This window comes from Sphingomonas astragali, assembly GCF_051400615.1.
In the GTDB taxonomy this organism is placed as follows: domain Bacteria; phylum Pseudomonadota; class Alphaproteobacteria; order Sphingomonadales; family Sphingomonadaceae; genus Sphingomonas.
Genome location: NZ_JBLFFH010000001.1, coordinates 1703106 through 1716108 on the forward strand (window position 1 = coordinate 1703106; position 13003 = coordinate 1716108).

The 13003-nt window shown below is 66.6% G+C and carries 10 protein-coding genes and 1 pseudogene; 9 read left to right on the top strand and 2 right to left on the bottom strand.

From position 1 onward, the window contains the following. The first annotated feature begins 57 nt into the window (after nt 1-57). The 9 genes and pseudogenes from ACMGER_RS08165 to ACMGER_RS08205 all read left to right on the top strand — a co-directional run bounded on the left by ACMGER_RS08165 (nt 58) and on the right by ACMGER_RS08205 (nt 10969). Nucleotides 58-1389, top strand: a complete 1332-nt coding sequence (locus ACMGER_RS08165; RefSeq protein ID WP_436811581.1) for an amidohydrolase family protein — start codon at nt 58-60, stop codon at nt 1387-1389. After that, a complete protein-coding gene (locus ACMGER_RS08170) occupies nt 1386-2714 on the top strand; it encodes an MFS transporter (protein WP_436811582.1) in 1329 nt (442 codons plus the stop codon). The genes ACMGER_RS08165 and ACMGER_RS08170 overlap by 4 nt, the downstream gene beginning before the upstream one ends. Then, nucleotides 2711-3454, top strand: a complete 744-nt coding sequence (locus ACMGER_RS08175; protein ID WP_436811583.1) for a gluconate 2-dehydrogenase subunit 3 family protein — start codon at nt 2711-2713, stop codon at nt 3452-3454. The genes ACMGER_RS08170 and ACMGER_RS08175 overlap by 4 nt, the downstream gene beginning before the upstream one ends. Before the next feature lie 20 nt (nt 3455-3474). Further along, entirely contained in the window at nt 3475-5226 is a 1752-nt protein-coding gene (locus ACMGER_RS08180; RefSeq protein WP_436811584.1) for a GMC family oxidoreductase, read from the top strand. Nucleotides 5227-5301: 75 nt separating this feature from the next. Next, entirely contained in the window at nt 5302-5664 is a 363-nt protein-coding gene (locus tag ACMGER_RS08185; protein WP_436811585.1) for a c-type cytochrome, read from the top strand. Further along, nucleotides 5661-6896, top strand: coding sequence for an iron-containing alcohol dehydrogenase (locus ACMGER_RS08190; protein WP_436811586.1), 1236 nt, complete (start codon nt 5661-5663; stop codon nt 6894-6896). Before ACMGER_RS08185 ends, ACMGER_RS08190 begins: the two co-directional genes overlap by 4 nt. Nucleotides 6897-6915: 19 nt before the next feature. Then, entirely contained in the window at nt 6916-8400 is a 1485-nt protein-coding gene (locus ACMGER_RS08195; RefSeq protein ID WP_436811587.1) for an NAD-dependent succinate-semialdehyde dehydrogenase, read from the top strand. Between the two features lie 128 nt (nt 8401-8528). Beyond that, nucleotides 8529-10526: pseudogene (locus ACMGER_RS08200) on the top strand (outer membrane protein assembly factor BamB family protein). Next, nucleotides 10526-10969, top strand: a complete 444-nt coding sequence (locus ACMGER_RS08205) for a c-type cytochrome (protein ID WP_436811588.1) — start codon at nt 10526-10528, stop codon at nt 10967-10969. Before ACMGER_RS08200 ends, ACMGER_RS08205 begins: the two are co-directional and overlap by 1 nt. Before the next feature lie 6 nt (nt 10970-10975). Here the strand turns inward: ACMGER_RS08205 and ACMGER_RS08210 are convergent, their stop codons facing one another. Together ACMGER_RS08210 and ACMGER_RS08215 are read right to left on the bottom strand one after the other, a co-directional pair. Further along, nucleotides 10976-11758 carry an enoyl-CoA hydratase gene (locus ACMGER_RS08210; protein ID WP_436811589.1) on the bottom strand — a complete coding sequence of 261 codons (783 nt, stop codon included), beginning with the start codon at nt 11756-11758 and terminating at the stop codon, nt 10976-10978. Further along, nucleotides 11755-12939 (bottom strand): CaiB/BaiF CoA transferase family protein, encoded by a 1185-nt coding sequence (locus ACMGER_RS08215; RefSeq protein ID WP_436811590.1) that lies wholly within the window; start codon nt 12937-12939, stop codon nt 11755-11757. The genes ACMGER_RS08210 and ACMGER_RS08215 overlap by 4 nt, the downstream gene beginning before the upstream one ends. Nucleotides 12940-13003 lie beyond the last annotated feature (64 nt).

The window sequence follows — 13003 nt, forward strand, 5'->3', positions numbered from 1 at the left end:
ATGAGTATGCGATCTGCGAAAAAAGCCGGACTTTCAATTTTCAGCCTGACGGTTGCGATGTTCGCCGGACTTGCGGGCACGGCCGTCGCGAAAACGACGGTTCTGCGCGATTTCACGCTGATCGACGGGACCGGAAACGCGCCGGCGGCGAACCAGGCCCTCGTCATCACCGACGGCAGGATCATCTGGGTCGGACCTTCCGCGAGGTTGAAGGTGCCCGCTGGGGCGGAGGTCGAGGAGCTGAACGGCAAATATCTGATGCCCGGCCTGATCGACAGCCACGTCCATCTGGGGCTGGTCGATGGCCTCACCCAGAATCTCAAATATCAGACACCGGAAAATATAGAGAAGCAGCTCAGGATATACGCCGCCTACGGCGTCACCACCGTCCAGACGCTCGGCACCGAGCAGGATCTGATCTTCCCGATCCAGCAGATGCGCAAGGGGCGCACGACGATGGCGCGGGTCTACACCGTCGGGCAGGGCGTGGTCTTCAAGGGGAGCTATGGCGGCGTTCCCGGCCTTAACCAGTCGGTCGCCACGCCGGAAGAGGCGCGGGCGATGGTGGATGCTCAAGCGTCCAAGGGCGCCGACCTCATCAAGCTGTGGGTCGACGACGAGTTCGGCATGTTGGATGAGCGTATGCCGCCGCAGATCAGCAGCGCGGTGATCGACGAGGCGCACCGGGACGGGAAGAAGGCGGTCGCCCACATCTTCTATTATGACAATGCCGCCGAGCTGACGCGCGAGGGCGTGGACGCCTTCGCCCATTCCGTGCGCGACCGGGCCGTGGACGAGGCATTGCTGGGCCAGATGAAGGCGAAGGGCGTCTGGCAGATGGCCGCGACGCTCAGCCGCGAGGCATCCTTCACCTACAAGACGCTGCCCTTCCTAGACGACCCGTTCTTCACGCGGGGAGTGACGCCCGAGGTGCTGAAGGAGCTCGCAAGCCCGGGGCGGGCGACGAAACTGGGCGCCGCGCCGAACTTCCCAAAATATGCGTCGGCCCTGCAGAACGCGATGGACAATTTCGGACGCGAGGTGAAGGCCGGCATCCGCTACGGCATGGGCACGGACAGCGGTCCCACGGCGCGTTTTCCCGGCTATTTTGCGCACTGGGAACTCGAGCTCATGGTCAAGGCGGGCGTGACGCCGATGCAGGCGCTCACCGCTGCCACCAGTGCCAATGCGGAATTCATGGGCGCCAGCGACATCGGCATGATCGCGCCGGGCAAATGGGCCGATCTGCTGGTGCTGGATCGTGATCCGACGGTGGATATCCGCAACACGCGCGCCATCGATGCTGTCTACATCGCCGGGGACAAGGTGCCGACGATATGGCAGATCTGCACCGGCCGCGCGACCGGTGCCTGCGGGGGGCGTCCGTGAGGGGTGAGGCGGTGGTCGCGGAGCAGCGCGACGCCATGGCCGCCGCCGCGACCGGTGCAGCGCGCCCGACACGCGCGCGCCACGTCGTCCTCTGGCTGACGGTGCTTGCCTACCTCATCACCTATATGGATCGCGTCGTGATTGCGACGGCCGCGCCGGTCATCGAACGGGAATATGGCTTTTCCCCGGTGACGATGGGCTGGATTTTCGCGTCCTTCTCCATCGCCTATGCCTTGTTCCAGATTCCGGGCGGCTGGCTGGGCGACAGGTTCGGGCCGCGCCGGGCGCTGACCGGCGTGGTGCTCTGGTGGTCCACCTTCACCGCCGCCACCGCACTGACCTGGTCGGCCGGGTCGATGATGGTGTGCCGCTTCCTGTTCGGCATGGGGGAGGCGGGCGCGTTCCCGATCGCGACCCGGTCGCTGTCGCGCTGGATGCTGCCGTCGGAACGCGGCTGGGCGCAGGGCGTGACACATGCCGGCGCACGGCTGGGCGGGGCGGTGACGCCGGTGTTCGTCGCGCTTCTGATCGTCGAGTTCGGCTGGCGGATGCCCTTCATGGTCTTTGCCCTAGTCGGCATCGCTTGGGCCCTGCTGTGGTTCTTCTATTATCGCGACACGCCGCGCGAGCATTCTTCCGTCAACGCCGCCGAGCTCGAGATGATCGAAGGCGCACTGGGCGCCGGCCGCGCGCGGGTTCGCGTGCCGTGGCGTCACCTGCTGGCCAATCCGCAGCTCTGGGTACTGTCGGCGATGTATTTCTGTTACGCCTATTGCATCAACATTTTCCTGACGTGGTTTCCCAAATATCTGCACGACGCGCGCGGGTTCGACATTGCCCTGATGGGATTGTTCGCCAGCCTGCCGCTCATGGCGGGCGTGGTCGGCGACCTCACGGGCGGCTGGGCGTCCGACCTGCTGGTGAAACGTGGCGCCGGACTGAAGATGGCGCGCCGCGCCGTGGCGATCGTCGGCTTCCTGATGGCGGCGGCGATGATCCCGCTGGCCGCGGCGATCGCGGATCCGGTGCCGAGCATCCTGTGCTTCTGCGTCGCGCTGTTCGGGCTGGAGTTGACGGTCGGCGTGTCCTGGGCGGTGACGCTCGACATCGGCGGCGAATATGCGGGTTCGGTGTCGGCGGTCATGAACACGCTCGGCAACATCGGCGCGGCGATCGCCGCCGCGGTGACCGGCTATATCGTCAGCATGAGCGGCTGGTTCGCCGCCTTTGCGGTGCTGTCGGTATTGTGCCTGACCGCGGCGCTGCTGTTCCTGCGCATTGACGCCTCGCGCAAGCTCCATGACGGGCAGGAGGCACGGGCATGAGCGAGAAGCCGACCGCGGACCGCCGTACCCTGCTGAAGCTCGCCGGCTTCGGCGTGGGCATGGCGGCGGCACCTTTCGCCGGAGCGCAGGAAACGCATGGCGGCCATGCCATGCCGGCACAGGATGCCGGCGGAACGCCGGCGGCGGGTGCGGCGCCGTCGCCCGGTTACATCTTCCTCAATCCCGATGAAGCCGCCTTCGTCGAAGCCTTCGTCGACACGCTGATCCCGCAGGACGAGTTCACCGCCAAGGGCACGGACCTGGGCGTCGCGCTGTTCGTCGACCGGCAGCTCTACAGCGCCTGGGGTAACGGCGAGCGCATGTACCTGCAGGGGCCTTTCCGCGAAGGGACGCCGGAGCAGGGATATCAGCTGCGCCTGACGCCCAATCAGCTCGTCCGCGTGGGGATCGCCGATGTGAATGATCACGTCCGTGCGGCCCATGGCGGCAACAGCTTCGACACGTTGGAGGAGGCGGACCGGATCAAGCTGGTGTCGGCGCTCGAGCAGGCGGCGATCGATCTGCCCAGCGTGCCGACGCGAAATTTCTTCAATACCCTGTTCCAGCTGGTCATGGACGGCTTCTTCGCCGACCCGATCTACGGCGGCAACCGAGGCAAGGCGTCCTGGAAGATGGTCGGCTATCCGGGCGTGGGCGAGATGTATGCCGACAAGATCGCCGAATGGCGCAATCGCCCCTATCGGGTCGCTGAGCCCCAATCGATCCAGGACCTGATGTGATGGCGGCGAAGCTTCCGCCCGTGGACGTTGTGATCGTCGGTTCAGGCTGGACCGGCGGCATCATGGCCAAGGAACTGGCGCCGACCGGCCTTAAGGTCGTGATGTTCGAACGGGGCCGGCCGCAGGATACCAATCCCGACTTCGCGGGTCCTCAGGCGCACGACGCGCTCAAATATTCGCGCCGCCTGCACATGGTGCAGGACCTCTCGCAGGAAACGATCACCTTCCGCAACAGCATGGACCAGGTCGCGCTGCCGATCCGCCAGCATGGCTTCTACTGGCCCGGCACCAACGTCGGCGGTTCGGGCGCGCACTGGTCGGGGCTCACCTGGCGCTGGCTGGAGTGGGAGCACAAGATGCGCTCCGGCACCGTCGCGAAATATGGAAAGGGCATCGTTCCGGAGGACATGAACCTTCAGGACTGGCCGGTTTCCTACGACGAGCTCGAACCCTATTACGACAAGTTCGAGAAGGTATGCGGCATCTCCGGCAAGGCTGGGAACATCAAGGGGCGGAAGATGCCGGGCGGCAATCCGTTCGAGGCGCCGCGCCAGAACGAATATCCCACGCCGCCGATGACCGCGTCACACATGATGATGCTGTTCGACAAGGCGACGAGGAACCTCGGCTATAACCCGTTTCCGATCCCGACGGCGAACTGTTCGCAGGACTATGTGAACCCGGACGGCATCGCGCTCGGCCAATGCCATTATTGCGGACACTGCACCGCCTATGGCTGCGAGGCGAACGCGAAGGCGAGCCCGCATTTCCTGATGCTGCCGCTGGCGCGTCGGAACCCCAATTTCGAGCTGCGCACCAATGCGACGGTGGTGAAGGTCAATCTCGCCCCGGACGGCAAGCGGGCGACCGGCGTCACCTATGTCGATGCGCAGGGGCGGGAGCTGGAGCAGCCCGCCGACCTCGTGATTCTGGGCGCCTTCGTCACGGGCAACGTCCACCTGATGCTCCATTCCCGCATCGGCAAGCCCTATGATCCCAAGACGAATACCGGCGTCATCGGCCGCAATTACGCGTTCCAGGGCGGGGGCGGCGCGTTCATCCTGCTGGACAGCAATGTGTTCACCAATCCCTTCATGGGGTCAGGGGCGCTCGGCACCTGGATCGACGATTTCAACGGCGACAATTATGATTTCGCCAGGGCCGGCTACATCGGCGGCGGCGGCATCAGCATCGGCAACAACAGCGGCGATCCGCTGACCTATCATCCCACCCTGCCGGGCCAGCCGCGCTGGGGCAAGGGATGGAAGAAGGCGATGGTCGACGCCTATCAGCACGTCTCCGCGATCGGCCACCAAGGCGCGGTGATGAGCTATCGCCAGAATTATTTCGATCTCGATCCGACCTATCGCGATGCCTTCGGCCGGCCGTTGCTGCGCCTGACCTTCGACTGGCAGCCGAACGAACGCAGGCTCATGGCGGCACACACCGCGGTATGCGAGCGGATCGCGGCAGAGATTACCGGGCGGAAGCAAGGCGGCGCCGGCACCCCGCGCAACTTCGGACATTTCAACAGCGCCCGTTACCAGACCACCCATAATACGGGCGGCGTGGTGTTCGGCGACGACCCGAGGACGAGCGCGCTCAACAAATATTGCCAGTCGTGGGACGTCCCGAACGTTTTCGTGCTCGGCGCCTGCGTGTTCCCGCAGAATGCAGGCCGCAATCCGACCGGGCCGGTCGGGGCGCTCGCCTTCTGGGCGGCCGACGCCATCACGAAGAAATATCTGAAGCGCCCCGGCGCATTGGTGTGAACAGGGCGCGCGCGGCGCGCTCGATAGGAGGTTGTGTACGTGAAGACCTGGATATTCGCTGTCGGCATAGGTGCAGTGATCGCCGGCGCGGCGATCGCTGCGCCCGCCCCGAAGGGGGACCCCGCTCGCGGGCAGCAGCTTTTCACGCGTTGCGCGGCTTGCCACAAGGTTGGCCCGAACCCGGCCCGGTCGATCGGTCCGGCGCTGAACGGCGTGATCGGGCGTCCGGCGGGCAGCGAGGCGGGCTATCGCTATTCGCCGGCGATGAAGGCGTCCGGCATCAAGTGGGACGAAGCCAGCATCGACAAGCTGCTCCAGGGGCCGTCCAAGCTCGTGCCCGGCACGAAGATGATCTTTCCTGGCATGGCCGCGCCGCGGGATCGTACGGACGTGATCGCCTATCTGAAGCAATATGGCGCGGACGGTAGCAGGAAGTGAGCGACCTCCCTCCCATCTTCGGCGCTCTCCGCCTGCCGCGCTCGATCCTGTTCGGACGCGGGCAGCGACATGCGCTCGGCTCTGCCGCCGGCAAGTGCGGCAAGCGCGCCCTGGTCTGCACCGACGCACGGCAAGGTGCCCAACCCGAATTCCACGCCATGGTCGCCGATCTGCGCGCCCATCGCCTGGAGGTCCATGTTTTCGACCGGACGATCCCGGATCTGCCGATCGCGTCGATCGAGGCCTGCGTCGAAGAGGTGCGCGGCTTCGCGCCCGATCTGGTGATCGGCATCGGCGGCGGCAGTTCCATGGACATGGCCAAGGCGGTCGCCGTCCTGCTGGCCCACGGGGGCGACATCCGGTCCTATTACGGCGAGTTCGCGGTGCCCGGCCCGGTCATACCGCTGATTGCGATGCCGACGACGGCCGGCACCGGGTCGGAAGTGACACCGGTTGCGGTGGTATCCGATGAAGAGCGCGGCACGAAGGTCGGCATCGCCAGTCCCCACATCATTCCCCTGATCGCGATCTGCGATCCGGAGCTGACCGTCAGCTGTCCGCCGGCCCTGACCGCCTGTTCGGGGGCCGATGCGCTGACCCACGCGGTGGAAGCCTATACGACGCTGGCACGTCCCGCCGATCCCATGCTGACTCAGGACCATGTGTTCGTCGGCAAGAATGCGCTCTCGGATCATTTCGCGCGGCTTGCCGTCGCCAACATCTTCCAGTTCCTCGAACGGGCCTATCGCGATGGCAGCGACATCGAGGCGCGGGAAGGGCTGATGCTGGCCGCGCTGGCGGCGGGCTGCGCGTTCGGCACGGCGGGCACGGCGGCGGCACATGCGCTGCAATATCCGGTCGGCAACCTAACGCATACTGCACATGGGGACGGGGTGGCGACGCTGCTGCCCTTCGTCATGCAGTTCAACCAGCCCTTCTGCATCCCGTCCTTCGCCGAGCTGGCGCGCACGGTCAATCTGACCGAAGCGCCGGAGGAGGAGATGTCGCAGGCCTTCATCGATGCGGTCGCGGACCTGCTCGGCCGCGTCAACATTCCCCGCTCGCTCGCCGCGCTGGGCCTGAAGGCCGATCAGCAGGAGTTTGTCGCGGAAAACGCGCTGAATGCCGCCCGGCTGGTCAAGAACAATCCGCGTCCTCTCGATCTCTCGGCGATGCAGAGCATCACCCGCGCGGCCTTTTCAGGCGAGCGGGCGGCGCTGAAACTCGTCTGATCCCCAGAACAAGGTCCCCATGACCACCAACAGCTTCACCTGCACGACGACCGACGGTCATGCCGGCCCGTTCGCCATTCCCACCGACCTGCTGATCGGCGGTGCCTGGATTTCCGCCGCCGGCGGCCGGCGCATCGACATCCTCGACCCGGCGACGGAGACGGTGCTGACCTCGGTCGCGGACGCGAGCCCGGCGGAGGGTATCGCAGCGGTGGATGCCGCCGCCGCGGCGGCGCCGCAATGGGCAGCGACCCCGCCGCGCAAGCGCGCCGAGATCCTGCTCGCCTGCTTCCATGCGATGATGGCCGAGCAGGAATGGCTGGCGCAGCTGATCACGCTCGAGAACGGCAAGGCGCTGTCCGACGCGCGCGGCGAGGTGGCCTATGCCGCCGAATTCTTCCGCTGGTATGCGGAGGAGGCGGTGCGCATCAACGGCGAGCTGGCCCTGTCACCGTCCGGCGCCAATCGCATCATGGTGCAGTATCAGCCGATCGGCGTCGCGCTGCTCATCACGCCGTGGAACTTCCCCGCCGCGATGGCGACGCGCAAGATCGCTCCGGCGCTGGCGGCGGGCTGCACCTGCATCCTCAAGCCAGCCGAAGAAACGCCGCTGACGGCGCTCGCCGTCGCGGAGATCATGCGCCGCGCCGGCGTGCCGGCCGGTGTCGTCAATGTCGTCAACACCAGCGATCCGGGGCCGGTCTGCAGTGGCATCCTGCACGACCCGCGCGTGCGCAAGCTGTCCTTCACCGGCTCTACCGAGGTCGGGCGCATCCTGCTGCACCAGGCGGCCGATCAGGTCATCAGCTCGTCGATGGAGCTGGGCGGCAACGCGCCTTTTCTCGTCCTCGACGACGCGGACATCGACGAGGCGATCGAAGGCGCGATGATCGCGAAGATGCGCAACGCGGGCGAGGCCTGCACGGCCGCCAACCGCTTCTACGTTCAGCGCGGCATTCACGACGCCTTCGTCGCGAAGCTGGTCGAACGCATGGGCGCGATGAAGATGGGCCCCGGCATCGAGGTCGCGACGCAGTGCGGGGCAATGATCAACCGGCAGGCGGTCGAGAAGATCGGGCATCTGGTGGCGGACGCCGTTGGCCGTGGCGGCGAAGTCAAGCTGGGCGGAAAGGCGCCGGCGGGCACGGGCTTCTTCTATCCGCCGTCCGTGATCGCGAACGTGCAGCCGGGTTCGGAAATCCTGACAACGGAGGTGTTCGGCCCGGTGGCGGCAGTGATCCCGTTCGACGACCCGGAGGCGGCCGTGGCGCTCGCCAATGCGACCGAATACGGCCTGGCCGCCTATGTCTACACCGGTGATCTGAAGCGCGGCCTGCAAATGGCCGAGCGCATCGAAGCCGGCATGGTGGCGATCAATCGCGGCCTCGTGTCCGACGCGGCTGCGCCCTTCGGCGGCGTCAAGCAAAGCGGGCTCGGGCGGGAGGGCGCGCACCACGGCCTGCTCGAATATTGCGAGGCGAAATACATCGCAGTGAGCTGGTGACCCGCAGGCGTCCGTAACGCGGCAGGGCGTGAGGTGAGGGAGGGGCCGGAAGCGCGATGTTCAGGATAACCCGACGCAGGCTTCTGGGCGGGACGGCCGCAGTCGTCGCAACCATGGGGATCGGCCCGATGCGGCGCGCGGCGGCGGAGGTGCCGCCCGGAGCGGCGGACACGGAATGGCGCCACTATGCGGCCGATCAGGCCAATACGCGCTATTCGCCGCTCGACCAGATCAATGCCGAGAATTTCGGCGACTTGCAGGCGGCCTGGAGCTTCAAGACGGACATATTGGGCGCGCGCAAGGAGTATCAGTTCGAGGCTACGCCCCTGCTGATCAAGGGACGGCTGTTCCTGACCGCCGGGTCGCGCCGCGATTGCGTGGCGATCGACGCGGCGACCGGCGAGCTGCTGTGGATGTACCGCAAGGACGAGGGGCAGCGCGCGCTCAACTCCCCGCGCCAGCTCTCGGGCCACGGCTGCTCCTACTGGACCGACGGCACGCGGGAACGCATCCTGTTCGTGACGATCGGCTACCAGCTCGTTTCGCTCGACGCGGCGACCGGCCTTCCCGATCCCGCGTTCGGCGTCGGCGGCGTGGTCGACCTCAAGAAGGATTTCGACCAGGAGATCGATTTGGAGACGGCGGATGTCGGCCTGCACGCGACGCCGCTGATCGCGCGCGACGTCGTCGTCGTCGGCGCCGCCCATGCGGCAGGCGACGTGCCGGCGATCCGCAAGAATGTGAAGGGCTATGTGCGCGGGTTCGACGTGCGGACCGGCAAGCGCAAATGGATATTCCATACCATCCCGAGGAAGGGCGAGTATGGCTATGACAGCTGGCTGAACGGCGATGCCGACGAGGCCGGCAATGCCGGCGTGTGGGCGGAAATGTCCGCCGACGAGGAGCTCGGCCTGGTCTATGTGCCGGTCGAGCTGCCCACCGGGGACGAGATGGGGCTGTTCCGTCGCGGCAACGCCCTGTTCGGAGAAACCCTCGTCGCGCTGGACATAGAGACTGGTGCGCGGCGCTGGCACTATCAATTGGTCCATCACGGATTGTGGGACCGCGATATCCCCTGCGCGCCGATCCTGTGTGACATACCCGTGAACGGCAAAACGGTGAAGGCGCTCGCCCAGCCGACCAAGCAATGCTTCCTCTACGTCCTCGACCGCACCAACGGCAAGCCGATCTGGCCGATCGTCGAACGGCTGGTGGAGGCGGGCGACGTGCCGGGCGAATGGTATGCCAGGACCCAGCCCTTTCCGACCAAGCCGCCCGCCTATGACGTGCAGGGGGTCACCGTCGACGACCTGATCGACTTCACCCCGGAACTGCGCGCCCAGGCGGTCGAACTGGTGAAGCAGTACAAGATCGGGCCGCTCTATACGCCTCCGGTGGTGAGCAAGCCCGGCCGCTGGGGCACCATCTCCGCTCCGGGCATCCAGGGCGGGACGAACTGACCGGGTGGCTGCTACGATCCGGAGAGCCACACCGTCTTCGTCTATTCCAAGACTCAGCCATCGGTGATCGGGATCATCCCCAACGACGATCCCAGCGTCTCCGAATTTCCGCAAGTGCACGGCATCGCCGGCCGGGAGGTGCGGCCGCAGGTGGCGATGGGTGCGGAGCAGGCCACTGAATTCCGGCGCCCGCCCGCGGCGAAGCCGGGCTCGGGTCCGCCGCCCGGCTTCCTGACCGTGCAGGGCCTGCCGCTGCTCAAGCCGCCCTATGGCCGCATCACCGCGATCGACCTGAGCAAAGGCGACATCAAATGGCAGATCGCGCATGGCGAGACGCCGGACAACGTCCGCGATCATCCGGCGCTCAAGGGGCTGAAGATCCCGCGCACCGGCCGCGCCGGCAATCTGGGGCCGCTGTGCACCAAGACGCTCGTCATCTGCGGCGAGGCGGGCTTCTACACCAACGAGTATGGCATCAGGGGCGCGATGCTGCGCGCCTATGACAAGGCGACCGGGGAAGAGAAAGGGGCGGTCTACATGCCCGCGCCGCAGAGCGGGTCGCCGATGACCTATATGCTGGACGGACGCCAATATATCGTCGTCGCGATCGGCGGCGGCAACTACAGCGCCGAGCTCGTGGCGTTCCGACTTCCGGGAGTGGCATGATGGGCAAGGGGACGCAGGGATATTGGCTGGCAGGCGCGGCGTTGCTTCTCGGCGGTGCCGTCGTGTCGCGCGCGCAGGCGCCCGAGCGCAACGTGTGGAGCGGCGTCTACACCGCCGAGCAGGCCGCGCGCGGCAAGGTCGCCTATGCGGAGAACTGCGCCGCCTGCCATGGCGACACGCTGGCCGGGATCGACGTGGCGCCGGCGCTCGCTGGTCCGACTTTTCTCAACAACTGGAACAACACCTCGGCCGGAGATCTGTTCGGCCGAATCCAGTCGACCATGCCGCTGAACGCGCCGGGCAGCCTGGGTGGCCGCAAGGTGGCGGACATCGAGGCGTATATGTTCGAGGCGAACGGCTTCCCGCCGGGCAAGCTGCCGCTGCCGCCCAACGCGGCGCTGATGCCCAATGTCAGGATTTCGGCGCAGAAGCCGGAGGAGTAGCTTTCCCTATCTCCCGCTCCAGTCCGGCACCTTCTTCGTGCGCGCGAGGAAATCCGCCACGCCTCGCCGGAAATCGGCGCTGCCGTAGACCTGCGCGATCAGGTCCTCGACATCGGGCAGGTTGCCGAAGGCGATGCGCCGGATCATTTCCTTGGTCGCGCGCGTGGTGAGCGGCGCATTCTCGGCCGCGCGCTCCGCCAGCGCCCCGGCTTCCGCATCCAGCGTTTCGCGCTCGGCGATCTTCAGCAGGAAGCCGCAGCCGAGCAGTTCCTGCGCGGTCAGCATCTCGCCCAGCAGCACCATGCGCTTGGCCCGCTGCAAGCCGACCGCGGCGCCGATCCGCGCCACGCTGGCGGCGGACAGGCAATTGCCGATCGTGCGCCCGATCGGCGACCCGAAGCGGGCGTCCGGCGTAGCAATGCGGAAATCGCAGGCCGACGAGATGTTGAGGCCGCCGCCCACCGCCCAGCCCTCCACGACGGCGATGGTCGTGCAGGGGATCGCGTCGATCGCGCCCATGCAGTCGTCGATGTCGCGCTCATAGTCGACGCCCTGCTGGCCGGTCGCATAATCCGCGAACTTGGAGATGTCGGTGCCCGATATGAACGCCTTGCCGCCGACGCCGCGGAACACCGCGACGCGGATTCCGGGATCGGCGGCGATGTCGCGCGCGGCGTCGCGCAGGTCGTGCCACATCGCGCTCGTCAGCGCATTATGGGCGGCGGGATTGTCGAAGCGGACATGAGCCTGGTTGCCCCGCTTCTCGTAGATCAGGCGCGCGTCGCTCATTTGGCGCCTTCCCGCTGCGGCGTGAGCAGGCCCGTCTCTTCCAGCTCCCGGCGGATCGTCGCGCCATGCTCGTCGAGCAGCGGGGGAGGGAGGCGGACCTGCTGCGGCGTGCCGCGCATCTTCACCGGGAATCCCAATGCCTTGAACTCGCCTTCCACCGGATGGGGCACCTGCATCACCATCTCGCGGGCGACCGCCTGCTCGCTCGTCACCGCCTCGCCATAGTCGAGGATCGGGGCGGCGGGAACGCCGGCGGCGAGCAATGCGTCGATCCAGTCCTGCCGGGTACGGGTGAGGAAGGTCGGCGCCAGATCCTCGATCAGCGCGATGCGGTTGACGACGCGCGCGGCATTGCTCGAATAGCGCGGGTCGTCCTGGAGCTCGGGGCGGCCGAGCACCTGCAGGAAGGTGAGCCACAGCCCCTGGTTGGCGGCGCCGATGACGAACCAGCCGTCCGATGCCTGCACTGCCTGATAGGGGGCGGACATGCGGTTGGCGGAGCCGATGGGCGTGGGGGGCTTGCCGGTTCCCCACAGCTCGGTGGTTTCCCAGATCGAAAGGCCGAGCGCGGCTTCCAGCAGGGAGGCGTCGATATATTGGCCCTGTCCGCTCTTTTCCCGTCCGATGACGGCCGAGAGGATCGCGTAGGCGGAGAACAGGCCCGCGCCCAGGTCCGCGACGGCGATGCTGTTCTTCGCGGGCTCCATGCCGGGAAAGCCGTTGGAGCTGAGAATGCCCGACATTGCCTGCGCGATGAGGTCGAAGCCGGGGCGCTGCGCCCAGGGGCCCGTCTGGCCGAAGCCGGAGATGCTGGCGTAGACGAGGCGGGGATTGATCTTCGCCAGCGTGTCATAGTCGATGCCCAGCCTCGCCGCCACGCCGGGGCGGGCATTCTCCACGAGCACGTCGGCGCTCTTCACCAGCGCGTAGAACACCGCCCGGTCGCCATCGTCCTTGAGGTTGAGCGCGATGCTCCGCTTGTTGCGGTTGAGCGCGAGGAATCCGGGACTGTCCTCCCCCTTCAGGCGGAAGCCCATCGAATGTCGGGTCGAATCGCCCGTTTGCGGCGGCTCGACCTTGATAACGTCCGCACCCATGTCGCCCAGCAACATGCAGCAGAACGGGCCGGCCATGACCTGCGAAACGTCGAGCACCCGAATGCCGGCGAGCGGCAGCGCCATATCCTTCTCCCTCACGCACCGTCAGACGGCGCCAATTTCCAGCCACAGATCATATTGTATATGA

Excerpts from the sequence above, each read along its gene's own strand:
- ACMGER_RS08165 (WP_436811581.1), top strand. The coding sequence starts at position 58 with ATGTTCGCCGGACTTGCGGGCACGGCCGTCGCGAAAACGACGGTTCTG.
- ACMGER_RS08175 (WP_436811583.1), top strand. The coding sequence starts at position 2,711 with ATGAGCGAGAAGCCGACCGCGGACCGCCGTACCCTGCTGAAGCTCGCC.
- ACMGER_RS08195 (WP_436811587.1), top strand. The coding sequence starts at position 6,916 with ATGACCACCAACAGCTTCACCTGCACGACGACCGACGGTCATGCCGGC.
- ACMGER_RS08205 (WP_436811588.1), top strand. The coding sequence starts at position 10,526 with ATGGGCAAGGGGACGCAGGGATATTGGCTGGCAGGCGCGGCGTTGCTT.
- ACMGER_RS08210 (WP_436811589.1), bottom strand. The coding sequence starts at position 11,758 with ATGAGCGACGCGCGCCTGATCTACGAGAAGCGGGGCAACCAGGCTCAT.
- ACMGER_RS08215 (WP_436811590.1), bottom strand. The coding sequence starts at position 12,939 with ATGGCGCTGCCGCTCGCCGGCATTCGGGTGCTCGACGTTTCGCAGGTC.